Raw genomic sequence first — 20,565 nt, 5'->3', positions numbered from 1 at the left:
GGGCGGTCACATGCAAACGTATCGGTTGAAGGCGCATCTGGCGCACCCTCCCGCGCGGGTTACCGGAGTTGAGGGGCGGGTCATCGGTCTCGCCGACGACTGGCTGCGCGTCCGCTGGCGCGTCGACGGCGCGCGGGATCTGATCGTGCCGGCCTTCGCTGGGCGTGGGCGAGCCGACGAGTTGTGGAAGACAACGTGCTTCGAGCTGTTTCTGCGCTCCGACGGGCAGGACGGGTATGTCGAATTGAACCTGTCGCCCTCGGAACGATGGGCGGCCTACGATTTCTCGGCGTACCGCGCGGGTATGACCCAGCGACCGGCTTCCCGCGAACCCGACTGCACGATGCGGCTCGGAAGCAACTTCGCCATCTTCGACGCTGCGATCCCGCGCGACGTGCTGCCGGCATTGCCTGCAGCAGCTAACTTTGCCTGCGTGCTGGAGGAAGCTGGCGGAGCGCTAAGCTACTGGGCGCTCGATCATCCGGAAACGAAGCCCGATTTCCACTCTCCGGCTTGCTTCGCCGCCGTGCTTGCGCCACCCAAGCACGCATGAAATTCGGTATCGACCGGCTGCTGAGCGAGCCGGAACTGCTCAGGTCGCTGTCGGGCCGCCGGGTCGCGCTGGTGGCCCATCCGGCATCGGTGACTAGCGACCTCGTCCACAGCCTCGACGCGTTGATCGCAGCGGGCGTGAACGTGACCAGCGCGTTCGGCCCGCAGCACGGGCTGAAGGGCGACAAGCAGGACAACATGGTCGAAACGGGAGACGAGACCGATCCCGCTTACGGCATCCCGATTTTCAGCCTTTATGGCGAAGTCCGGCGACCATCCGGTCAGATGATGAGCACGGCGGATTTGTTCCTGTTCGACCTTCAGGACCTCGGCTGCCGGATTTACACGTTCGTCACCACGCTCCTCTACCTGTTGGAAGCGGCTGCAGCGCACGGTAAAGAAGTCTGGGTCCTGGATCGGCCCAATCCCGCGGGTCGTCCCGTCGAGGGTACATTGCTTGTCGCGGGCCAGGAAAGCTTCGTCGGTGCGGCCGAGATGCCCATGCGGCACGGTCTTACGATGGGCGAAATGGGCAACTGGTTTATTAGTCGCTTCGGTATCGACGTAGCATACCGGGTCATCGACATGCATCACTGGCTGCCCGAAGCGGGGCCGGGTTTCGGGTGGCCCATTAACCGGGTGTGGATCAATCCGAGTCCGAATGCTGTCAGCCTCAACATGGCGCGCGCCTATGCTGGCACGGTCATGCTGGAAGGGACCAACTTGAGCGAGGGGAGGGGAACGACACGTCCTCTTGAAGTGCTGTTCGGCGCGCCCGACCTCGATGCTGGGCAGGTCCTGGCCGAAATGGACCGCTTCGCTCCGGATTGGCTGACCGGTTGCGCCATCCGTCCTTGCTGGTTCGAGCCGACTTTCCACAAGCACGCCAAGTCTCTGTGCAGCGGATTGATGGTGCACGCGGAGCAGCAATTCTACAATCACGACTCGTTTCGACCTTGGCGGTTGCAGGCGCTCGCGTTCAAGGCAATCCGACGCCTTTATCCAGGATACGACTTGTGGCGCGATTTTGCTTACGAGTACGAGTTCGACCGCCTGGCAATCGACGTGATCAATGGCGGTCCTGCGTTGCGCGAGTGGGTGGACAACGCGACTGCCTCGGCAGCGGACCTCGACGCACTGGCTGAAAGTGATGAAGTGAAGTGGCGCGAGGAGGTCGCTCCTCTGTTGCGATACTGATTATTCGAAAACGTAGTTCGGGGGTTGACGGGGGGAAGCTAGTCGCGGACGTTCGGTTCTGAGACGGACCCAAGTCCGCACGTGGAGAGGATGGTCGTAGGATGGCGAGCATACCGTCGCAAGGAACCGCCGATCGCAACGTCAGGGTGACGCTGTGGATTCTGCTGATCGTCTACATTTTCAATTTCCTCGACCGGCAAATTGTGAATATCCTTGCCGAGCCGATCAAGGGTGAACTTGGGCTTTCGGATACGCAATTGGGGCTGCTCGCGGGACCGGCATTCGCCGTTTTCTACGCGCTGCTCGGTATCCCAATTGCACGCTATGCCGACAAGGAAGGCACAAACCGGGTCCGGCTGATCGCCGCCTCTCTGGCGGTATGGTCGGCGATGACGGCCGTGTGCGGCCTGGCGCAGAACTTCGTTCAGCTTCTCCTGGCCCGCATCGGTGTGGGAGTGGGCGAAGCCGGGTGCACGCCGGCCGCGCACTCGTTGATTACCGACAGTGTGCCGCCAGAGAAGCGTTCATCCGCCATTGCCTTCTATGGCCTTGGCGTGCCGGTCGGTTCGCTGCTTGGCCTGATAATCGGCGGTGTCGTCAACGACCTGTACGGATGGCGCGTCGCCTTGATGATGGTCGGGGCCCCGGGCCTATTGCTCGCGCTGGTAGTGCTGTACGTCATGCGCGACCCGCGCCACAGCCGTTCGGAACAGGCAATCGCAGCTGCAAGGGCGGTAGTCCCCTTGTCGACAAAGCAGGCCCTGCGCGAAATCTTCAGTTCGCGGGCGTTCGTCTACATCCTGATCGCCTCCTCGGTGGTGGCGACCCTGGGGTATGGCAAGGCGCTGTGGACGATCAGCTTCTTCATCCGCAGCCACGGCCTGTCGACGACCGAAGCAGGGCTGTCGATGGCGGTCGCTCTCGGTCTGGCCGGGGCGTTGGGCACTTGGCTCGGCGGCAAGATGGCCGACAAGTACGGACGGACGGACAAGAGGCACCTCCTGACCTTCCCCGCCTATGGCATGGCCATCGCGGCGCCCATCCTGTTTCTTGGCTATTACATGTCGGACTGGCGTCTGGCCGTCGCGTTGCTCATCGTACCGAGCATCCTGAACTCTGCCTATTACGGGCCGGCTTACGCGTGTGTCCAGGGACTGGTGGAGCCGAGAGCGCGCGCGGTGGCGGCGTCGATCATGCTGTTCGGGCAGAATCTGATCGGGTTGGGCCTAGGGCCGTTTCTCTTCGGCGTCCTCTCGGACATGCTCCAGCCCACCTATGGACAGGAAAGTGTGCGGTGGGTGCTCTACGGAGCTGCCTGGCTAGGCCTGATCCCGGCTTTCTTCTTCTGGCGCGCCAGCTTGCGGCTCAATGCGGAACTGAAGACTGGCTAGTCAGCCGGTTGCAGGCGAGGAGGGCCGGACGGTCGGGAGGGCGAGGGTCGCAGGTCGTTGATGTCGTTATGCATCTGCAGAACGGCGCACCCGTCGATCCGCTTGTCCACCGCTGCGATCAGGAGCGGCTTGTCCGGGCTGGCGGTTTCTTGCTGGAGCTTCGGTTGATCAAGCTCCTCGCGCACCCACTCGATCCTGTCGTCGCAATGGTCCTGCGTGTGCGACTTGGCCTCATCTGCCGTCAGACCGATTGGCCGGGGCGTGGATTCCGCCACGAACGGCGCGATCTACACCGTCATCGCAGCGATGAAAGGCAGCAAAATAAAGCGCATGGCAAACTCTCTTAGGCGCTGACTTTACCTCAACCTTGCTTGCGGCTCAATTCGCGCATCGCATCGTCCAGCCCGTCCAGCGTCAGCGGGTACATCCGATCGTTGACGAGTTGACGGATCAGCTTGGTCGATTGCGAATAGCCCCACTGCTGCTCGGGCACAGGATTGAGCCACACGGTCGCCGGGTAGGTATTGGTCACGCGGTGCATCCAGGTGGCGCCGGCTTCCTCGTTCATATGCTCCACGCTGCCGCCGGGATGGGTAATCTCATATGGACTCATCGCGGCATCGCCCACGAACACGATCTTGTAGTCGTGGCCATATTTGTGGAGCACGTCCCAGGTTTTCGTCCGCTCTGCCCAGCGCCGGCGGTTATCTTTCCATACGCCTTCATAAAGGCAGTTGTGGAAGTAGAAGAACTCAAGATTCTTGAACTCGGCGGTGGCCGCGCTGAACAGTTCTTCCACCAACTTGATGAAGGGATCCATCGACCCACCTACATCGAGAAAGAGGAGCAGCTTGACCGCGTTGTGCCGCTCGGGTCGCATATGGATGTCGAGCCAGCCCTGTTTGGCCGTGCCCTCGATGGTGGCATCGAGGTCTAGTTCGTCGGCCGCCCCGTCGCGGGCGAAGCGGCGCAGACGGCGCAGGGCCATCTTGATGTTACGGGTGCCGAGTTCGCGCGTATTGTCGAGATTTTTGAATTCGCGCTTTTCCCAGACCTTCAGAGCGCGCTTGTGCTGGCTTTCGCCACCGATCCGCACTCCTTCCGGATTGTAGCCTCCGTTGCCGAAAGGCGATGTCCCGCCGGTGCCGATCCACTTGTTTCCGCCCTCGTGGCGCTTTTGCTGCTCCTCAAGCCGCTGTTTAAGCGTCTCCATGATCTCGTCCCACGATCCGAGCCCCTTGATCGCCTCCATCTCTTCCGGAGTAAGGAACTTCTCGGCGATAGCTTTCAGCCAGTCTTCGGGAATATCGACCTGCTGCTGACCGTAATCGGTAAGCACACCCTTGAAGACCTTCTGGAAGACCTGGTCGAACCGGTCAATCAGCCCTTCATCCTTCACGAACGTCGCGCGGCTGAGGTAATAGAACGCCTCGGGCGTCTGCTCGATAACGTCTTTGTCGAGTGCTTCGAGCAGCGTGAGATGCTCCTTGAAGCTTGCCGGGATTCCGGCGGCGCGCAGCTCGTCGACGAAGTTGAAGAACATGACCTGGTGCATATCGCGCACGTCGCCCTTTCGCCAGCGCGATCGTCCGCGATTTGCCTTCGCCTGCTTAAACCTTCGCTAACCATGCCAACGCTATGCCTGCGGCTCGCGAAGGTGCGCACAGGGGACGCATGGAACATACAGCCATCAACATCGCCACCGGTCACGGTATCGAACGCATCTCGGCCAGCTGCGGCGAGGTCACCGTAGGTTGTACCGATGTCGCCGGCATCATCGAAGCGGTGATGACTTCGTCGCAGCGGCTGCGTTCAGAGCACTCGGCGCTGCAGGAGACCGTAGCGGCACTGGAAACGGATCAGTTGCGCGTGGCGCAGGCCAGCGACGAAGCGCGCCTTCTGTCGGAGCGTGCAATCGATCGCCTGGGCGAGGGATCGGCGCTGATTCAGTCGTCGCTCGGGCAGATCACCGAGCTGCTGGAACTGGTCGAAACCTTGACCCAGCACGTCACCGGATTCGCTGCCGCGATGGCGCAGGTTCGCTCGAGCGCGTACGAAATCGACCAGATTGCAGAAACCACCAACATCCTCGCGCTCAACGCCACTATCGAGGCGATGCGGGCCGGCGACGCCGGGCGCACTTTCGCTGTGGTAGCAAACGAGGTGAAGAGCCTTGCCAGCAGCACGCGCCGTGCCACCGAAGAGATCGGCCGAACGATCGACACTCTTGGCCGCGAGGCGGACGAGGTGATCTCCAAGATCGAGCATGGCGGAAAGGCGAGTAGCGAAGCGAAGCTATCGGTCGGACAGATCCAGCATACGATGCGCTCGGTCAACGAACTGATCGTCGAGGTCGACGGGCAGAATGACCAGATAACCCGCGCGACCGCCACGATCAGCGATCACGTCCATGCGGTTCAGGACGTGCTCGAATCCTTCGACCGCGCCGCGATCGACAACGAACACAAGCTGGCGGCAGCGCATACTCGGATCGAAAATCTGGAATTGACCGCGAGCGCTATGTTCGACGAATTGGTTAAAGCCGGATTGTCACCCGAGGACAGCCTGATGGTCGACAAGGCCCAGGCATACGCTCGCGAGATCGTCGCGATCGCCGAAACGGCTATTGCTGACGGACGCTTGACCGGTGCCGCGCTCTTCGACCGCGATTACCGCGAAGTTCCAGGCAGCAATCCGCCGCGGTTTCGCACGGCGCTGAGCGATTGGGCCGATCTACACTGGCGTCCGATCAACGACCGCGTGACGGCGGAGGGCGGTCCGATCAAGATGTGCAGTCAGGCGGACATGAACGGTTTCCTGCCGACTCACGTGTCGGATCGATCGCGGCAACCCACCGGAGACCTCGCACACGATACCAAGTTTTGCCGAAACGGACGCATCCTGTTCGACGCGATCGACCGCAAGGCAAAGGCCAGCACTGCGCCATTCATGATGGCGGTCTATCGGCAGGAAGGCGATGGCACGACCTACGAAATCGTCCGCAACGTCTATGTTCCGCTGGTTATCAACGGACAGCGCTGGGGCGATTTTGAACTCGCCTACGTGCTCTGATTGCTGGTTTCAGCGGGCGAGGCGAAGACGAATGTGATCGAACGTCGGCCCGTAAAGGCGCTGCTGGAATTCGACGCCGACATATCCGCTATCCTGCCAGCGAACAGTCGCCACGAACGGTCCGATCGTTTCGATCCGCATCGTGATTTCCATGCCTGGCTGCAGGCTGGAAAACTTGTCGAAGAAGCGGCAACCGGTTTCCGACAGGTCCTTGATGGGAATTTCCCGACGCGGGCCAGTGGCGGCTTTGTAGCTGCCCCATACCTCAAGCGGATGACGATCGGTGATGCGTGCGTCGGTCATTCGGCACCCTGGAATTCGCGATCCGGCCGCATGATAGCTTCAAAGTGACCGGTTGCAAAATCCGTAGTCTGACGGATGTCAGCTCCCCTGGCGCCTAGCCATGAAGGCCAGCCTTTCGAACAACATGACATCCTGTTCGTTCTTCAGGAGCGCGCCGTGGAGCGGTGGAATTGCCTTTGTCGGGTCTCGATCCTGTAGAACCTCCAGTGGCATATCCTCATTCAGCAGCAGCTTAAGCCAGTCCAGCAGTTCGCTGGTTGAAGGCTTCTTCTTCAGGCCAGGAACGTCCCGAATCTCGTAGAAGACATCCATCGCCTTGGTAACCAGGACCTTCTGGATGCCGGGATAATGGACCTCGATGATTTCCCGCATCGTGTCGCGGTCGGGGAACTTGATGTAGTGGAAGAAGCAACGGCGCAGGAAAGCGTCGGGTAATTCCTTTTCGTTGTTCGAGGTGATGACGACGATCGGGCGTTCCTGCGCGGCGATTGTCTCCTGCGTTTCGTACACGTCGAACCGCATCCGATCGAGTTCCTGGAGCAGGTCGTTCGGAAACTCGATATCGGCCTTATCGATCTCGTCGATCAGGAGGACCGGCAGTTCGGGCGAGGTGAACGCTTCCCAGAGCTTGCCGCGCTTGATGTAGTTGCGGATGTCGTGAACCCGCTCCTCGCCAAGCTGGCCGTCACGAAGCCGGGCGACCGCGTCGTATTCGTAGAGGCCCTGGTGCGCTTTGGTCGTCGACTTGACGTTCCATTCGATCAGCGGGGCACTAACCGCCTTGGCGATTTCGTAGGCCAGCACGGTCTTGCCGGTACCAGGCTCTCCCTTGACCAGCAGGGGGCGGCGCAAGGTAACGGCAGCATTGACCGCAACTTTCAGATCTTCGGTGGCGATGTAATTGCTGGTGCCTTCGAAGCGATCGACCATACCCATTCCTCTATGCAGCTTTACGCTTGCGTAAGACGGACGCGAAGGCAGGGCAAGGGACAACCGCGGGTCGATGCGGTTTGCGGCCAAAGGCTGATCAGTCGGAGGGTTTCGCCAGCAACACCTTGCGCGCAGTTCGCATCGCGAACCATATCGCCACTAGCACGAAGGGAATGGACACCCCGGTTACTAGTTCGACGTCGATAGATCGGTCGTAGCGCGATAGAGCTTTGGCCGCGTAGGCGACAAGTCCGACCGCGTAATAAGAGATGGCCACGATGGACAAACCCTCGACGACCTGTTGGAGCCGGAGCTGTTCGGTCGCGCGCCGTTCCATCGAAAGCAGCAGCTCGGCATTCTGACTTTCGATGCGGGTTTCGATGCGCGCGCGAAGCAGGGCGGTTAGGTCCGCCGCTCGCAGTGTCAGCTTCTCCAGCCGAGCGCCATGCGCCGCGCAAGTGCGTTCCGCCGGCAGGAAACGTCGACGGGTAAAATCGCTTAGCGACTGAAAGTTCTTCACCGGTATTGGCGCCAGATCGTCGAGTCGCTCCGTGACGAGCGAGGAGTAGGCCTTGGTAGCATCGAGGCGATAGCCGATCGCATTGCTCAGAGTCGCGAGTTCGAACGAGATCGAGGCAACCTTTTCCAGAAGTTCGTCATCGTGCGATTTGGGATCGGAAACCGACTCGGCGAATTCGCGCAACCGGGCTTCTATCGCGTCCAGCTGGGGCCATTGGGCACGCGCCTGCGGCAGACCCAGAAGGGCCATGTTCCGGTAATTGCCCAGTTCCTGCAACTGCTGGACGCGGCGCGATACCGTCACAGGGTCAACGCTGCCTGCAGATACCAGTAGCCGCCCGAACCCCTCGGTGTGGAGGCGGAAGTCTGACCAGAACTGGATACCCTCAGACGTGCGGCCGGAAACCGTCTCCGGCAGAGTGAACCCCATTCCGCCGAGCACCGCCTCGGCGTGCGCGGGATCCTTCACCAGCGTGATATGGGTCGCCCGGACGACCATGCCCGGCAGCGCATCGATCCAGTCGAGTACCGTATCGACGACGTCGGCGGGAGCACCTTCCGGCACAAAGGCCGCTATGCTCGAACCTTCGGTGTGCCGCTCCCACGCGAACTCGACCACGTTCGCAATTCTGCCGAAAGCGTGCCGCTCGCCTGCTTGGACCTGAGCGCCGCCATGCGCCAATATCTCTAGTTCGCCCGCCCGTTCGGACTGGTCGACGGTGCGGAGGACCTGCCAGACGGAGAGCGGAGCGACGAGCGCAGGCCAGCGCCGCAAATGCATCTCGTCGATGATCGTACGGCGTAAGCTGTGCTCGCGCATCGACGCACCTCCCCGTCAGTGTCGGTGAAGCTTAACAGAGGTTACAGCGAATAGCTTGCCCGACTTTCTCCGAACGGCGCCATCAAGCGTCGATAAGGTCGCGATCGAGGTCGCCAGCGTGGTTCTGGATGAAGTTGAAACGGTGTTCCGGATTTCGGCCCATGAGTTGATCGACCAGTTCCTTGATCGCGTGCCGCTGCTCGTGTTCGGGCGGAAGCGTGATGCGGATCAGGCTGCGGGTAGCCGGATTCATGGTCGTTTCGCGGAGTTGATTCGGGTTCATTTCGCCGAGGCCCTTGAACCGTCCGACCTCTACCTTCTTTCCCTTGAACAACGTCGCCTCGAGTTCGGCGCGGTGCGAATCGTCGCGGGCATAAGCGCTCTCCTTGCCCGCGGTCAGCCGATATAGCGGCGGTTGCGCAAGGAACAGGTGCCCCTTGCGGACCAGGTCCGGCATTTCCTGGAAAAAGAACGTCATGAGAAGGGTGGCGATGTGCGCACCGTCTACATCGGCGTCGGTCATGATGACGATGCGATCGTAACGGAGCTGGTCTGCGTTGCAGTCCTTGCGTGTCCCGCAGCCCAAAGCGAGGGCAAGGTCGGCGATTTCCTGGTTCGCGCGGATCTTGTCGGCGCTGGCACTGGCCACGTTGAGGATCTTGCCGCGAATCGGAAGGATCGCCTGCGTCTTGCGATCGCGCGCCTGCTTCGCGCTCCCGCCAGCGCTGTCGCCTTCGACGATGAACAGCTCGGTTTCGCCGTCGCCCTCTCCGGTGCAGTCGGTAAGTTTGCCGGGCAGGCGAACCTTCTTGGCGTTGGTTGCGGTCTTGCGCTTGATCTCGCGCTCGGCTTTGCGTTTCAGCCGTTCGTCCATCCGCTCGACGATTGAGCCGAGCAGCGCCTTGCCGCGCTCCATATTGTCGGCAAGGAAATGGTCGAAGTGGTCGCGTACCGCATTTTCGACGAGCCGCGAGGCCTCCGGCGACGTGAGGCGATCCTTCGTCTGCGACTGGAACTGTGGGTCGCGGATGAAGACGCTGAGCATGACCTCGACCCCGGTCATCACGTCGTCGGCGGAGATATCCTTGACCTTCTTCTGCCCGACAAGCTCTCCGAACGCCCTGATGCCTTTCGTCAGCGCCGCGCGCACGCCCTGTTCGTGGGTGCCGCCATCAGGGGTGGGCACGGTGTTGCAGTACCAGCTGAAAGCGCCGTCCGACCACAACGGCCAGGCGATCGCCCATTCGACGCGCCCTTGCTCGTCGGCGAAATCTTGGCGGCCGACGAAGGGCTGGGCCGTCACGCATTCCCGAGCGCCCACCTGTTCCGCAAGGTGATCGGCAAGCCCGCCGGGAAACTGGAACACGGCCTCGGCAGGAACGTCGTCCGACGCGAGCGAGGCAGCACACTTCCAGCGGATTTCGACGCCAGCGTAGAGATAGGCCTTGGACCGTGCGAGCTTGAACAGCCGCTTCGGACTGAACTGCCGATCGCCGAAGATCTCCGGGTCGGGGTGGAACGCGACCGTCGTGCCGCGGCGGTTGGGCGTCGGACCAAGCTTGCGGATCGGCCCGGTAGGCGCGCCCTTGGAGAATTCCTGGACGAACAGCTCCTTGTTCCGGGCTACTTCAACCCGCGTCATGTCGCTCAATGCATTGACGACCGACACGCCGACGCCGTGAAGGCCGCCGCTGGTTGCATATGCCTTACCCGAGAACTTGCCGCCTGAGTGCAGCGTGGTCAGGATCACCTCGAGCGTCGACTTGCCTGGGAATTTCGGATGCTCGTCCACCGGGATGCCGCGACCGTTGTCCGAGATCGTCAGGCGGTTTCCTTCGCCGAGTTCCACCTCGATCCGGTTGGCGTGCCCCGCGACCGCCTCGTCCATGGCGTTATCGAGAACCTCGGCAGCAAGATGGTGCAGCGCCCGGTCGTCGGTGCCGCCGATATACATGCCTGGCCGCCGGCGCACCGGTTCGAGCCCTTCGAGCACCTCGATCGAAGATGCATCGTAGGTGCCCGTTGTGGCGGCGGGGTTGGCAAACAGGTCATCGGACATGGGTGCGGCTATAGGCCCCGGTTTCACCGGCCTTCAACTGGTGTTGCAAATTATCGTCAGTCGCCGAACTTTGCCGGCGCCGCGTCCACCACCACGACCGATCCATCGCGCACTTCGCGGACTTCCATCGCCCGTTCAACCACCCCCGAACGCGTGAAGCGGAACGCGCCATCAAGCCCGAGAAAACCGCCGGAATCGCGAAGTCGGGAATTGGGAAAGCTGCGGCCCGGACGCCAGTCGCGGGCCACGCGCAGTGCCAAGAGGACCGCATCATAGCCCAAGGTGGACACGCGGTAGGGCGCGGCACCGAAGCGTCCGCGATAGCTGTCGGAGAAGCGTCTGAACCGCGCATCGGAAACTGCAGAGAACCAGGCACCTCTCAGGCCCGCCGTCCGGGTCACCTCGGGTTCGCCGCTCCACAATTCGGTGCCGAGGATTTGTGTAGCGCCTGCACCTCGTGGCCGCAGAACGGCCGCCGCTTGACCGGCAAGGCGCGCGCCATCGGCTATCAGCACGGTGTCGAAGCCGCCACGCTGGGCCAGACGCGTCGCTGAACTCACGATCGAAGTGTTACCGCGCGCATAGGTTTCGATGCCGGCCAAGGTTCCGCCGGAACTCGCTACCGCCGTTCGGAAGGCCGCTACGGCCCGTTGGCCGTATTCGCCTTCAGGCACGATCGCGGCAAACCGGCTTCGCCCTTTCGACCGCGCGTAGGCGACCGTGCGCGCAACCGATTGGTCGGGCGACTGGCCGATGACGAATACGTCGGGTCCGGCAATGGCGCTGTCATTCGAAAACGTGATAAGCGGCACGGCGGCGGGGCGGGCCTCGGACAGCACCTGCGGAACGTCCTCGGCCATGAGCGGGCCGAGGATTAGCTTGTTGCCGTCCGCCACGGCGCGGCGGGCAGCGGCGCGGGCACCCGCGGTTGTGTCGTAGGTGGTGATCCGAAGGTTATCTGCGTTCGTATCGAGCAGGGCCATCGTTGTCGCATTGGCAATCGACTGGCCCACCGCGCCGTTCGCGCCTGACATCGGAACCAGGAGCGCTACGCGGTGACGTGTTTCGTCGGTCGGTAGCGCTGAGCTTTCCGATGGCGTCGGCGTGGGGACCGGAGTCGGTCCGGTGGGGCCTGCACCGCCGCCCGGGATGAGTTTACAGCCCGCCAGCAGCATCGCCGCGCCTACCACGACGATCTTGCGCCGATCGATCCCGCCAATGTTCATGCTTGCCGCTCCCCGCGTGACTGGTCCATGAGGCGCGTCGTGTCCCACCATTCGACTGCGACCCTAAAGCCGGGCCTCTACATCGTCGCGACGCCGATTGGCAATCTCGGCGACATCACGGTTCGTGCCGCCGAAGTGCTCGCTGCCTGCGACGGCGTGGCGTGCGAGGATACCCGGGTCACGGGCAAATTGATGAAGCACCTCGGCCTGTCCAAGCCATTGTGGCGATACGATGATCACGCCAGCGACAAGGATCGAATCAGGCTGATCGAATCGATGTCGCTGCGGGCCGTTGCGCTTGTCAGTGATGCCGGGACGCCTCTCGTTTCGGACCCCGGATACCGCCTTGTACGGGAGGCGCGCGAGGCCGGTGTAGCGGTGACTTCGATCCCGGGACCCTGCGCGGTAATCGTGGGATTGACCCTGGCGGGGCTACCCAACGACCGTTTCATGTTTGGCGGTTTCCTGCCGGCAAAGGACAAGGCGCGGCGCGATGCTCTTGACGAACTTGGCTCCGTCCCCGCAACCTTGGTATTTTACGAAACGGCGCCGCGGCTTCTGCGCTCTCTCGAAGCTATTGGCGAGATTTTGCCCAATCGCGAAATCGCAGTGGCCCGCGAACTGACCAAGTTGCACGAGGAATGCCGCACTGGAAGTGCGGACGAACTCTCGAACTATTATGGCGCGCACCCGCCCAAGGGCGAAATCGTCCTACTTGTCGGTCCGCCACCCCCCCGCGACCCGTCCCCCGACGACGCCGAAGGCCAATTGATCGAGGCGCTGGAAACCCTGAAGCCCTCACAGGCCGCCTCCCTAGTGGCGAAGGCGACCGGCCTCGACCGAAGGGCCTTGTATGCACGCGCGCTGGAACTGCGCGGCGGATGAACCGCCAGCGAGCCGAGGCTGCGGGGCGAAAGGGTGAACTAGCCGCCGAATTCTATCTCAGGGCGAAAGGATGGTGTGTTCTCGCCCGTCGCCGCAAGACACCATTGGGCGAAATCGATCTGGTGGTACGCCGTTCCGGCGTGATCGCCTTCGTCGAAGTCAAATGGCGAAAACGGCCCGAAGAACTCGCCATCGCGATCGACGAATATCGCCTGCGCCGGGTGGCCGCGGCGGCGGAAGCGGTCGCGCACGAATATGCCACGAACGGCGAAGACCTGCGCGTCGACGTGATCCTGCTTGCGCCGGGGCGCATGCCGCAGCACATCGTCAACGCCTGGCAGCCCTGAGGAGCTTTGAATGACCCTGCGCGTCGCGGTCCAGATGGATCCGCTGGAGAGCATCAACATCGTCGGCGATTCGAGCTTTGCCTTGATGCTGAGCGCACAGACGCGCGGTTTCGAAGTGTTGCACTACGATGTGGGCGACCTGACGCTCGACGCTTCGAACCGCCTCGTCGCAAATGCTCGACCGGTCCGGGTGCAGGCCGTTGAGGGCGATCACTTCAGCGCCGGGGCGGTTCGGCGGATCGACCTCGGCCGGGACGTCGATGTCGTCCTTATGCGGCAGGATCCGCCGTTCGACATGGGCTATGTGACCGCGACGCATCTCCTCGAGCGGATCGAGACCGAAACGCTGGTCGTCAACAACCCGCGTTCGGTGCGCAACGCGCCTGAGAAAGTGATGGTGCTCGATTATCGGGAGTTCATGCCCCCCACCCTGGTAACCCGCTCGGTGGACGAGGTCCGCGCGTTCCAGCGCGAGCATGGCGCGGTCGTCATCAAGCCGATCCACGGGAACGGCGGCAAGGCGATTTTCCGGATTGCACCGGAGGGCGACAACCTGTCCGCGCTGTTCGAGGTATTCAACCAGACTTGGCCCGAGCCGCACATGGTCCAGCCCTTCCTTCCCGAGGTTGCCGAAGGCGACAAGCGCATTGTCCTGGTCGATGGCGAAGTGACAGGTGCGATCAACCGGAAGCCGGGTGAGGGCGAGTTTCGATCCAACCTGGCGGTCGGCGGGAGTGCGGAAGCGACTGCCCTTAGCCCGCGTGAAGAGGAAATCTGCGCCGCGATGGGGCCACGCCTCAAGGAACTCGGACTGATCTTCGTCGGCATCGACGTGATCGGCGGAAAATGGCTGACCGAGATCAACGTTACCTCACCCACCGGAATCGTCGCGATCGACCGCTTCAACGGGACCGACACTCCCGGAAGAATCTGGGATGCGATCGAGGCCAGACTTGGGCGTTAGGAGAGTAGAACGAATGGCCCTTCGTCACATCGTGTTGGCCGGCGCGCTTTCGACGGCAAGCACCGCGCTTTGGGCGCAGGAATCCGGGGCGACTTCGATTGACGGCCTGCTGAGTGAATTGCATTCGATCGTCGAAACCGACCGCGCCGCGAGCCATGTGCCGGGGACCGTCTATGGCATCGTCAAGGATGGCCGCCTGGTCTTCGTCGAAGGTCTGGGCACTCGCGATCCGCAAACTGGCGAGCCGGTCACCGCCGACACGCGCTTCCGTATCGCTTCCATGTCGAAGGCTTTCACAGCGCTCGCCATCCTGCACCTCCGCGATCTGGGTAAGGTCAATCTCGAGGCACCTGTCTCGCGGTACGTCCCCGAGATGGCAGGCTGGCAGCTCGCGACGAGCGATTCGCGCGCGATTACCGTCCGCGACCTCCTTCACCACACTGGGGGGCTGGTCGAAGACAATCCCTGGGGCGACCGGCAGCAAGTTCTCACCGAACAGGAGTTCTCGGCGCTGATGGCATCGGGAATGGAATTCGCGAACACGCCCGGAGCGGCGATGGAGTACTCCAATTACGGGTACGCCCTGCTCGGGCGGATTATCTCGAACGTCAGCGGCAAGAGCTATCAGAAGTACATCGTCGACACGATCATGTTGCCGCTTGGCATGTCCTCGACCACATATAACGTGTTTTCGAGCCCCGCAGGGTCCCGCGCGATCGGTTACCGGTGGCAGGACGATGGCTGGGTCCGCGAGCCCGACATGCGCGACGGCGCTTTCGGCGCGATGGGCGGGGTTGAGACGACCGCCAACGATTACGCGCGGTGGATGGCTTTCCTGCTTTCGGCTTGGCCCGCGAGCGACTCTCCGGAAAGCGGGCCGGTCAAACGCTCGACCGTTCGGGATCTCGTGTCGCTCGTAAGTTTCATGCCACCGATCGAACGCGCAGAGGCGCTGGGGCCGCCCTGCCGCCAATCGGTCGGGTATGGCGGCGGCCTGCGAGTGGTAGATGACTGTGACCTTGGCCGCGTGTTGACGCACTCGGGCGGTTATCCCGGATACGGTTCGCACATGGCTCTCTTGCCAGAGGCAGGGGTCGGCAGTTTCGTATTCAACAACGCGACGTACACGACGCTGGGGCTCACCAACTTCAAACTTATGCTGAAATTGCGACGCGAGGGCGCAATTCCGGACCGCGCAATCCCGGTTTCGGCAGGCCTCGCCCTGTCATATGCTTTGGCCAAGTCAGCTTGGGGCGCCGGTAGCGTCGAGGGCTTGCCGCTCGCTAACAACGTCGCCCCCGACCGCGACCTTGACCGTCGTGCCCGCGATATTGCCGAACTCAAAGAGGCGGTTGGCGCGTGCGATACTTCCTCGGCTATCGTGCCTAACTCAGCCATGGAGGGCCGGTTCGAATGGTCTTGCGAAAGGGGCAGGGTAGCGGGCCGGGTGCAGCGGGCACCGACGGCCGATCTGCAACTGCAGGTAATCTCGTTCGCACAAGTACACTCGCAATAGGCGCACAAAAAAAGGGGCGCCGGTTGCCCGCCGCCCCCTTTTTAAATTCAAGCGAAGAAATCAGCCTTCGTCTGAAGCCTCGGCGCGTTCTTCGATCAGGTCGGCAGGAATTTCCCCCGGCTCAAGCGAGGGATCGACGGCTTCGGTGAAGCCTTCGCTTTCCGAACGATCTTCCTCGGCCATGGCGCCGATTACATCGACACCTTGGCGCTGGAGCTCGGCCTCGTCGTCCGAACGGGCGACGTTTGCCTTGATCGTGACCATGACTTCAGGATGCAGCGCGATCGTGACGTCGTGGATGCCGAGCGTCTTGATCGGGTGACCCATCACGACCTGGCGCTTGTCGACCGTGTGTCCGGCAGCTTCCAGACCCTGGACCACGTCACGAACGTTGACCGAGCCGTAAAGCTGGCCGGCGTTCGACGACGCGCGGATCAGGACGATCTCGGCACCATCGAGCTTCTCGCCCGACTTTTCAGCGTCGGTACGGCGCTCGGCGTTTTCCTTTTCGAGGCGTTCGCGATTGGCTTCGTACACCTTGCGGTTCGCGTCGTTGGCGCGGAGCGCCTTCTTCTGCGGCAGCAGGAAGTTGCGGGCGTAACCGTCCTTGACGGTCACGACATCGCCCATGGCGCCCAGGTTGGCGACACGTTCGAGGAGAATGATGTCCATGTCGTCTCTCCTCTTACTTCACGATGTACGGCAGGAGGCCGATCTGGCGGGCGCGCTTGATCGCGGTAGCCAGCTCGCGCTGCTTCTTGCCCGATACGGCAGTGATGCGGCTCGGAACGATCTTGCCACGCTCGGACATGAAGCCCTGCAGCAGGCGCACGTCCTTGTAATCGATCTTCGGCGCGTTCTTGCCCGAGAACGGGCACGACTTGCGGCGGCGGAAAAACGGGCGGGCCATCAGTCGCGCTCCTCACGGTCGCGACGCGGCTTGCGGTCGCGGTCACCCTTGCGCATCATCACGCTCGGGCCGGTCTCGTGCTCGTCGACGCGCACGGTCAGGTAACGGATCACGTCTTCGTTGATCCGGGTCTGGCGTTCGAGCTCCGCCACGACGGCGCCGGGGCCCTCGATGTTCAGCAGCACGAAGTGCGCCTTGCGGTTGCGGTCGATCTTGTAGGCGAGGTTCTTGAGACCCCAGGTCTCGGTCTTGGTCACCTTGCCGTCGAGCTTCTCGACGATCTCGGTGGCCGTCGCGGCCAGCGCGTCGACCTGAGCCTGGCTCAGGTCCTGGCGCGCGAGAAAGATGTGCTCGTATAGAGCCATGTTCTTGCGTCCTTGTTCATGCCGATCGCTGGCTTGTCCGTCCGGATGACGGGGCCCCTCCGGCTTTCTTCGTTCCTTGCACGAGCCATTGCCCGGTCGCGAGGAAGGCGCGCACATAGCGGGATCGGGCACAAAAGCAAGCCTTGTGCGTCTGCGAACGGACGGGCAGTGCAGTCCGCAACTGGGGAGACTATATCAATGCCGGGCGGCCTCGTAGCACTGTTGGACGATATCACCGTCATCGCGAGGGTCGCGGCGGCATCGATCGACGACGTCGGCGTCGCGGTCGGCAAGGCGGGGTCCAAGGCGGCGGGGGTCGTTATCGACGACGCGGCCGTTACCCCGTCTTACGTGACGGGTCTGGATCCGGCGCGCGAGCTGCCGATCATCTACAAGATCGCGCGCGGGAGCTTGAAGAATAAGCTGCTTTTCCTGCTTCCGGGCGCCTTGCTACTGAGCTGGCTTTTGCCCCAAGCGATCACATACATCCTGATCCTGGGTGGAAGCTACCTTGCCTTCGAGGGCGCAGAGAAGGTTCTCGAGAAGCTTGGCGGCGCCAAGCACGGCAAGACGTTGGAGGATCCGATCGAGGATCCGGCGAAGTTCGAGGAGCAGCGGGTCGCCGGCGCCATCCGCACCGACCTGATCCTCTCGGCGGAGATCATGGCGATCTCGCTCAACGAGATTGCGTCGCTGTCCGACAGTTTCTGGATGCGCGCCATTGCCCTTGCGGCGGTTGGCATCGCTATCACTTTCGTGGTGTATGGCGCTGTGGCGCTCATCGTGAAAATGGACGACGTGGGCCTTCACATGGCCGAACGGGAATCGGCCGGTTCCCAAGCGATAGGCCGCTTCCTGCTTCGCGCTATGCCGGTCGTTCTCACGGCGCTTTCGCTGATCGGAACGATCGCGATGCTGTGGGTCGGGGGCGGGATCATCCTGCACAGCCTGCACGAACTGGGAATCCATGGTCCTTCTGATTGGGCCCACGGCATTCAGCACGCGGTCGAGGGGGTGACGGGTGGACTTGCGGGGATAGCGGGCTGGTTGACCTACGCGGGCATTTCGGCCCTGGTCGGATTGGTCCTCGGCCTTGTGATCGTGTTCGTTCTCCACAAAGTATTCAAGATGGGCCACGGCGTCGGAGCGAACGCCGAAGCGCACTGAACTGTCACGAGAGGCGTCGGAAAAGGGCGCGCGCAAATTCCGTAAGTGTGTCGTCTCGCGCGCCCATCACCACGATGCGGTCCCCCGGTTGCGCCAGTGAAACAATCCTCTCGGCAATGGCATCTCGCTCGGGGATGTATTCCGCACGGCCGCCTTTCGCTCCGATAAGTCGTACCACATGTTCGGAGCCGATCGTGCGGTCGACGGTCCCGCCGAAATAGACGGGATCGGACATCAGGGCTATGTCTTCAGGCCTCAATTCCCGCACAAAGGTTTCGGCCAGCTCCGCGCCCATCTGGCGCAGCGGACCGTAACCGTGTGGTTGAAAAAAGGCGATAATCCTGCCCCGTTGTTGGCGCAGGCTACGTAAGGTCGCCGCGCACTTTTCCGGGTTGTGCCCGAAATCGTCGATTACCGAGATGCCCGTTCGGGTCGTGCCGATAATGTCGAACCGGCGCGCAAGGCCCGTGAACGAAGCTAGGCACCGAACCGCGTCGGTGACGGGAACTCCGGCTGCGCTTGCCCCCGCGATCGCCGCAAGCGCGTTGGACAGGTTGTGCCGACCCGGCATCGCAAGCGCCAACGGATGGTGCGATCCGTCGCGCCGATCGACCACGGTCGCCGCGATAGACGTGGCCGCGAAGGTAATGGAGTCGGCTACGACTCCGATATCTGCCGACGTCGCCTCGATCCCGAAAACGACCCGGCTGGTCGCCGCATCTGCAAGTGCAAAGGCTTCTGGGTCGTCGGCGTTGACCGCAGTGGCTATCGATTGGCGAAGAAAGTCGCCGAACAACTGGCGCAATTCTTCCATGCTCCTGTGATCGAGGCTCACGTTGAGAAGGATTCCGACAGCGGGTTTGTAGAGAGCGATAGAACCGTCGCTCTCGTCCACTTCGCTCACGTAAAGTGTGCTGCTTCCGACATGCGCGCTGGCGAACGGATTGTCGGGCGAAATGAAGTTCTTCATCACCGCGCCGTTCATGATCGTCGGCTCGCGGCCGATGGCGTGGAGTATCCAGCCCAGCATCGCGGTTACGGTCGATTTGCCGCTGGTTCCCGCCACGGCAACCCCGGTTTCAGCGGCGTTGAAAAGCGCAGCATTCAGGTCTGCGCGGCTCATACGCCTGCAGCCAAGCTCTCGCGCCTTGACGATCTCGGCGACGGTGTCTTCCACTGCAGCGCTTGCAACGACGATCTGGTCCGCGCTGGCAACTCCGCTGCCATCCTGCGGGTAAAGCGCAAAGCCATTGCGTTCGAGCCAACCGAACTTGTCGCTGCTCCGCCCCTGATCGCGGCTGCGATCCGACCCGGCAACTTCGCCCCCCAGACCGTGTACGATCTGGGCGAGGGGGAGCATTCCCGATCCTCCTATGCCGCAGAAGAACCAGGAATGAGCGGCGGGATCGATCGTCGTGTCCATGAGCGGCAAGGTGCCTAGGCGGGGCTGACCGAATTGTGAAGCGCTGCTAGTGGTCGCAAATGACCCGTATCGCCATCTGCGCGCCGGCCACGCCGATCAGCCACACCGTCGCCGAGGCGGTCACAGAGCTTGCCTCTCGGGAGTTTCCCGACTTGGAACTGGCATTTCACGAACAGTGCTTTGCCGAGCAGGGACATTTTGCCGGCCCGGATCATGTACGGCTCGCGGCGCTCCTGGAATGTGCCAACGATCCTGGAACTGCAGCGGTATGGTTTGCAAAAGGGGGCTACGGCTCGAACCGCATTGCCCGCGAAGCGATCGCGGAGCTGGGCACTGGCGCAGCAGACAAGACCTTTCTCGGCTACTCCGACTGCGGCTTCCTTCTTGCCGGACTTTATCGCGAAGGGATTGGCCGACCCGTCCATGGCCCGATGCCGGTCGATATGCGGCGAGAGGGAGGGGAAGATGCCGTCCGCCGCGCGCTGGCCTGGATGTCCGGGAGCGACGACGGTCTCGAGCCGGAGATCGCGTCTGCCCCTGTCGCAGCTTTCAACCTAATGACGCTGTCCTCGATCCTAGGCACCAGTCTCATGCCCGATCTCGGTGGCCATGTCGTCATGGTCGAGGAGGTCGCCGAGCACCTCTATGCAATCGATCGCCTGCTTTTTCATGTCACCGCCAGGCTCGCCGACGCCAGGATTGCCGGCCTTCGCTTGGGTCAGGTTACCAACGTGCCGGAGAACGACCGGCCCTTCGGATCCGAGCCGGAAGAAATGGCGCGTTTCTGGTGCGAGCGGCACGGTATACCCTTTCTGGGGCGCGCCGAAATCGGGCATTCGGCTGCCAACATGATCGTCCCATTCGGGGTTGCGGCGGGTTCCACGCGCTCATAACGCGCGGGCTCGTTTGAGAGAGGATT

General features: G+C 62.3%; 21 protein-coding genes. 10 read left to right on the top strand and 11 right to left on the bottom strand.

The annotated features are described in order from the left end of the window. Positions 1-10: 10 nt before the first annotated feature. The 3 genes from AR323_RS05180 (at position 11) to AR323_RS05170 (ending at position 3,140) form a co-directional block, all read left to right on the top strand. Complete coding sequence (locus tag AR323_RS05180) at positions 11-553, top strand: DOMON-like domain-containing protein (RefSeq protein WP_057882887.1); 543 nt, start codon at positions 11-13, stop codon at positions 551-553. Beyond that, a complete protein-coding gene (locus AR323_RS05175) occupies positions 550-1,749 on the top strand; it encodes an exo-beta-N-acetylmuramidase NamZ family protein (protein WP_057882886.1) in 1,200 nt (399 codons plus the stop codon). Before AR323_RS05180 ends, AR323_RS05175 begins: the two co-directional genes overlap by 4 nt. 101 nt (positions 1,750-1,850) lie before the next feature. Beyond that, positions 1,851-3,140: a spinster family MFS transporter gene (locus AR323_RS05170; protein WP_057882885.1), complete on the top strand. Its 1,290-nt coding sequence runs from the start codon at positions 1,851-1,853 to the stop codon at positions 3,138-3,140. On the opposite strand, the gene AR323_RS05165 is transcribed toward AR323_RS05170, so the two are convergent. Further along, entirely contained in the window at positions 3,137-3,415 is a 279-nt protein-coding gene (locus AR323_RS05165; RefSeq protein WP_057882884.1) for a hypothetical protein, read from the bottom strand. The two genes, AR323_RS05170 and AR323_RS05165, sit on opposite strands and share 4 nt — an antisense overlap. An 86-nt stretch (positions 3,416-3,501) precedes the next feature. Further along, complete coding sequence (locus tag AR323_RS05160) at positions 3,502-4,683, bottom strand: vWA domain-containing protein (protein WP_057883180.1); 1,182 nt, start codon at positions 4,681-4,683, stop codon at positions 3,502-3,504. A 131-nt stretch (positions 4,684-4,814) separates the two neighbouring features. Here AR323_RS05160 and AR323_RS05155 point away from each other — a divergent pair, with 131 nt between their 5' ends. After that, positions 4,815-6,212, top strand: coding sequence for a methyl-accepting chemotaxis protein (locus AR323_RS05155; RefSeq protein WP_057882883.1), 1,398 nt, complete (start codon positions 4,815-4,817; stop codon positions 6,210-6,212). 9 nt (positions 6,213-6,221) lie between these two features. Here AR323_RS05155 and AR323_RS05150 read toward each other — a convergent pair whose 3' ends face one another. The 5 genes from AR323_RS05150 to AR323_RS05130 all read right to left on the bottom strand — a co-directional run bounded on the left by AR323_RS05150 (position 6,222) and on the right by AR323_RS05130 (position 12,069). Continuing rightward, positions 6,222-6,515 (bottom strand): PilZ domain-containing protein, encoded by a 294-nt coding sequence (locus AR323_RS05150; RefSeq protein WP_057882882.1) that lies wholly within the window; start codon positions 6,513-6,515, stop codon positions 6,222-6,224. Between the two features lie 78 nt (positions 6,516-6,593). Then, positions 6,594-7,445, bottom strand: coding sequence for an AAA family ATPase (locus AR323_RS05145; protein ID WP_057882881.1), 852 nt, complete (start codon positions 7,443-7,445; stop codon positions 6,594-6,596). 97 nt (positions 7,446-7,542) lie between these two features. Continuing rightward, on the bottom strand, positions 7,543-8,784 hold the full coding sequence (locus AR323_RS05140) for a DUF3422 domain-containing protein (RefSeq protein WP_057882880.1): 1,242 nt from the start codon (positions 8,782-8,784) through the stop codon (positions 7,543-7,545). Between the two features lie 82 nt (positions 8,785-8,866). After that, positions 8,867-10,843 (bottom strand): DNA topoisomerase IV subunit B, encoded by a 1,977-nt coding sequence (gene parE, locus AR323_RS05135; RefSeq protein ID WP_057882879.1) that lies wholly within the window; start codon positions 10,841-10,843, stop codon positions 8,867-8,869. Between the two features lie 56 nt (positions 10,844-10,899). Beyond that, entirely contained in the window at positions 10,900-12,069 is a 1,170-nt protein-coding gene (locus tag AR323_RS05130) for a penicillin-binding protein activator (RefSeq protein ID WP_057882878.1), read from the bottom strand. Positions 12,070-12,108: 39 nt separating this feature from the next. Between AR323_RS05130 and rsmI the strand changes: the two genes are divergently transcribed. Genes rsmI through AR323_RS05110 form a run of 4 tightly spaced genes read left to right on the top strand, consistent with a single transcriptional unit; the run spans position 12,109 to position 15,781 of the window. Further along, positions 12,109-12,954: a 16S rRNA (cytidine(1402)-2'-O)-methyltransferase gene (gene rsmI, locus AR323_RS05125; RefSeq protein WP_407701069.1), complete on the top strand. Its 846-nt coding sequence runs from the start codon at positions 12,109-12,111 to the stop codon at positions 12,952-12,954. Beyond that, entirely contained in the window at positions 12,951-13,301 is a 351-nt protein-coding gene (locus AR323_RS05120; RefSeq protein WP_057882876.1) for a YraN family protein, read from the top strand. The genes rsmI and AR323_RS05120 overlap by 4 nt, the downstream gene beginning before the upstream one ends. A 10-nt stretch (positions 13,302-13,311) precedes the next feature. Beyond that, complete coding sequence (gene gshB, locus AR323_RS05115; RefSeq protein ID WP_057882875.1) at positions 13,312-14,265, top strand: glutathione synthase; 954 nt, start codon at positions 13,312-13,314, stop codon at positions 14,263-14,265. Positions 14,266-14,278: 13 nt separating this feature from the next. Further along, positions 14,279-15,781, top strand: a complete 1,503-nt coding sequence (locus tag AR323_RS05110) for a serine hydrolase domain-containing protein (protein ID WP_057882874.1) — start codon at positions 14,279-14,281, stop codon at positions 15,779-15,781. Positions 15,782-15,841: 60 nt separating this feature from the next. On the opposite strand, the gene rplI is transcribed toward AR323_RS05110, so the two are convergent. From rplI to rpsF, 3 genes are read right to left on the bottom strand one after another with little or no spacing between them, the layout of a single operon-like run. Continuing rightward, positions 15,842-16,453: a 50S ribosomal protein L9 gene (gene rplI, locus AR323_RS05105; protein WP_057882873.1), complete on the bottom strand. Its 612-nt coding sequence runs from the start codon at positions 16,451-16,453 to the stop codon at positions 15,842-15,844. 13 nt (positions 16,454-16,466) lie between these two features. Continuing rightward, positions 16,467-16,691, bottom strand: a complete 225-nt coding sequence (gene rpsR / locus AR323_RS05100) for a 30S ribosomal protein S18 (RefSeq protein WP_057882872.1) — start codon at positions 16,689-16,691, stop codon at positions 16,467-16,469. Continuing rightward, complete coding sequence (rpsF, locus tag AR323_RS05095) at positions 16,691-17,056, bottom strand: 30S ribosomal protein S6 (RefSeq protein ID WP_057882871.1); 366 nt, start codon at positions 17,054-17,056, stop codon at positions 16,691-16,693. The genes rpsR and rpsF overlap by 1 nt, the downstream gene beginning before the upstream one ends. Positions 17,057-17,254: 198 nt before the next feature. Here rpsF and AR323_RS05090 point away from each other — a divergent pair, with 198 nt between their 5' ends. Further along, a complete protein-coding gene (locus tag AR323_RS05090) occupies positions 17,255-18,223 on the top strand; it encodes a DUF808 domain-containing protein (RefSeq protein WP_057882870.1) in 969 nt (322 codons plus the stop codon). Between the two features lie 4 nt (positions 18,224-18,227). On the opposite strand, the gene AR323_RS05085 is transcribed toward AR323_RS05090, so the two are convergent. After that, complete coding sequence (locus AR323_RS05085; RefSeq protein ID WP_057882869.1) at positions 18,228-19,646, bottom strand: glutamate ligase domain-containing protein; 1,419 nt, start codon at positions 19,644-19,646, stop codon at positions 18,228-18,230. Between the two features lie 59 nt (positions 19,647-19,705). On the opposite strand from AR323_RS05085, the gene AR323_RS05080 reads away from it, so the two are divergent. Continuing rightward, a complete protein-coding gene (locus tag AR323_RS05080) occupies positions 19,706-20,539 on the top strand; it encodes an LD-carboxypeptidase (protein WP_057882868.1) in 834 nt (277 codons plus the stop codon). The last annotated feature ends 26 nt before the right edge of the window (positions 20,540-20,565 follow it).

The organism is Tsuneonella troitsensis (assembly GCF_001441535.1).
In the GTDB taxonomy this organism is placed as follows: Bacteria; Pseudomonadota; Alphaproteobacteria; order Sphingomonadales; family Sphingomonadaceae; genus Tsuneonella; species Tsuneonella troitsensis.
The sequence above is the reverse complement of the archived record's forward strand: the minus strand, read 5'-3'. Positions and strand labels throughout refer to the sequence as shown.

Bases quoted from the DNA above. Each gene is read 5' to 3' on its own strand.
- AR323_RS05150 (WP_057882882.1), bottom strand. From the start codon at position 6,515: ATGACCGACGCACGCATCACCGATCGTCATCCGCTTGAGGTATGGGGC.
- AR323_RS05155 (WP_057882883.1), top strand. From the start codon at position 4,815: ATGGAACATACAGCCATCAACATCGCCACCGGTCACGGTATCGAACGC.
- rpsF (WP_057882871.1), bottom strand. From the start codon at position 17,056: ATGGCTCTATACGAGCACATCTTTCTCGCGCGCCAGGACCTGAGCCAG.
- AR323_RS05090 (WP_057882870.1), top strand. From the start codon at position 17,255: ATGCCGGGCGGCCTCGTAGCACTGTTGGACGATATCACCGTCATCGCG.
- AR323_RS05085 (WP_057882869.1), bottom strand. From the start codon at position 19,646: ATGGACACGACGATCGATCCCGCCGCTCATTCCTGGTTCTTCTGCGGC.
- AR323_RS05145 (WP_057882881.1), bottom strand. From the start codon at position 7,445: ATGGTCGATCGCTTCGAAGGCACCAGCAATTACATCGCCACCGAAGAT.
- AR323_RS05110 (WP_057882874.1), top strand. From the start codon at position 14,279: ATGGCCCTTCGTCACATCGTGTTGGCCGGCGCGCTTTCGACGGCAAGC.
- AR323_RS05180 (WP_057882887.1), top strand. From the start codon at position 11: ATGCAAACGTATCGGTTGAAGGCGCATCTGGCGCACCCTCCCGCGCGG.
- rplI (WP_057882873.1), bottom strand. From the start codon at position 16,453: ATGGACATCATTCTCCTCGAACGTGTCGCCAACCTGGGCGCCATGGGC.
- AR323_RS05130 (WP_057882878.1), bottom strand. From the start codon at position 12,069: ATGAACATTGGCGGGATCGATCGGCGCAAGATCGTCGTGGTAGGCGCG.
- AR323_RS05175 (WP_057882886.1), top strand. From the start codon at position 550: ATGAAATTCGGTATCGACCGGCTGCTGAGCGAGCCGGAACTGCTCAGG.
- AR323_RS05120 (WP_057882876.1), top strand. From the start codon at position 12,951: ATGAACCGCCAGCGAGCCGAGGCTGCGGGGCGAAAGGGTGAACTAGCC.
- AR323_RS05160 (WP_057883180.1), bottom strand. From the start codon at position 4,683: ATGTTCTTCAACTTCGTCGACGAGCTGCGCGCCGCCGGAATCCCGGCA.
- parE (WP_057882879.1), bottom strand. From the start codon at position 10,843: ATGTCCGATGACCTGTTTGCCAACCCCGCCGCCACAACGGGCACCTAC.
- AR323_RS05170 (WP_057882885.1), top strand. From the start codon at position 1,851: ATGGCGAGCATACCGTCGCAAGGAACCGCCGATCGCAACGTCAGGGTG.
- AR323_RS05140 (WP_057882880.1), bottom strand. From the start codon at position 8,784: ATGCGCGAGCACAGCTTACGCCGTACGATCATCGACGAGATGCATTTG.
- AR323_RS05080 (WP_057882868.1), top strand. From the start codon at position 19,706: ATGACCCGTATCGCCATCTGCGCGCCGGCCACGCCGATCAGCCACACC.
- rpsR (WP_057882872.1), bottom strand. From the start codon at position 16,691: ATGGCCCGCCCGTTTTTCCGCCGCCGCAAGTCGTGCCCGTTCTCGGGC.
- gshB (WP_057882875.1), top strand. From the start codon at position 13,312: ATGACCCTGCGCGTCGCGGTCCAGATGGATCCGCTGGAGAGCATCAAC.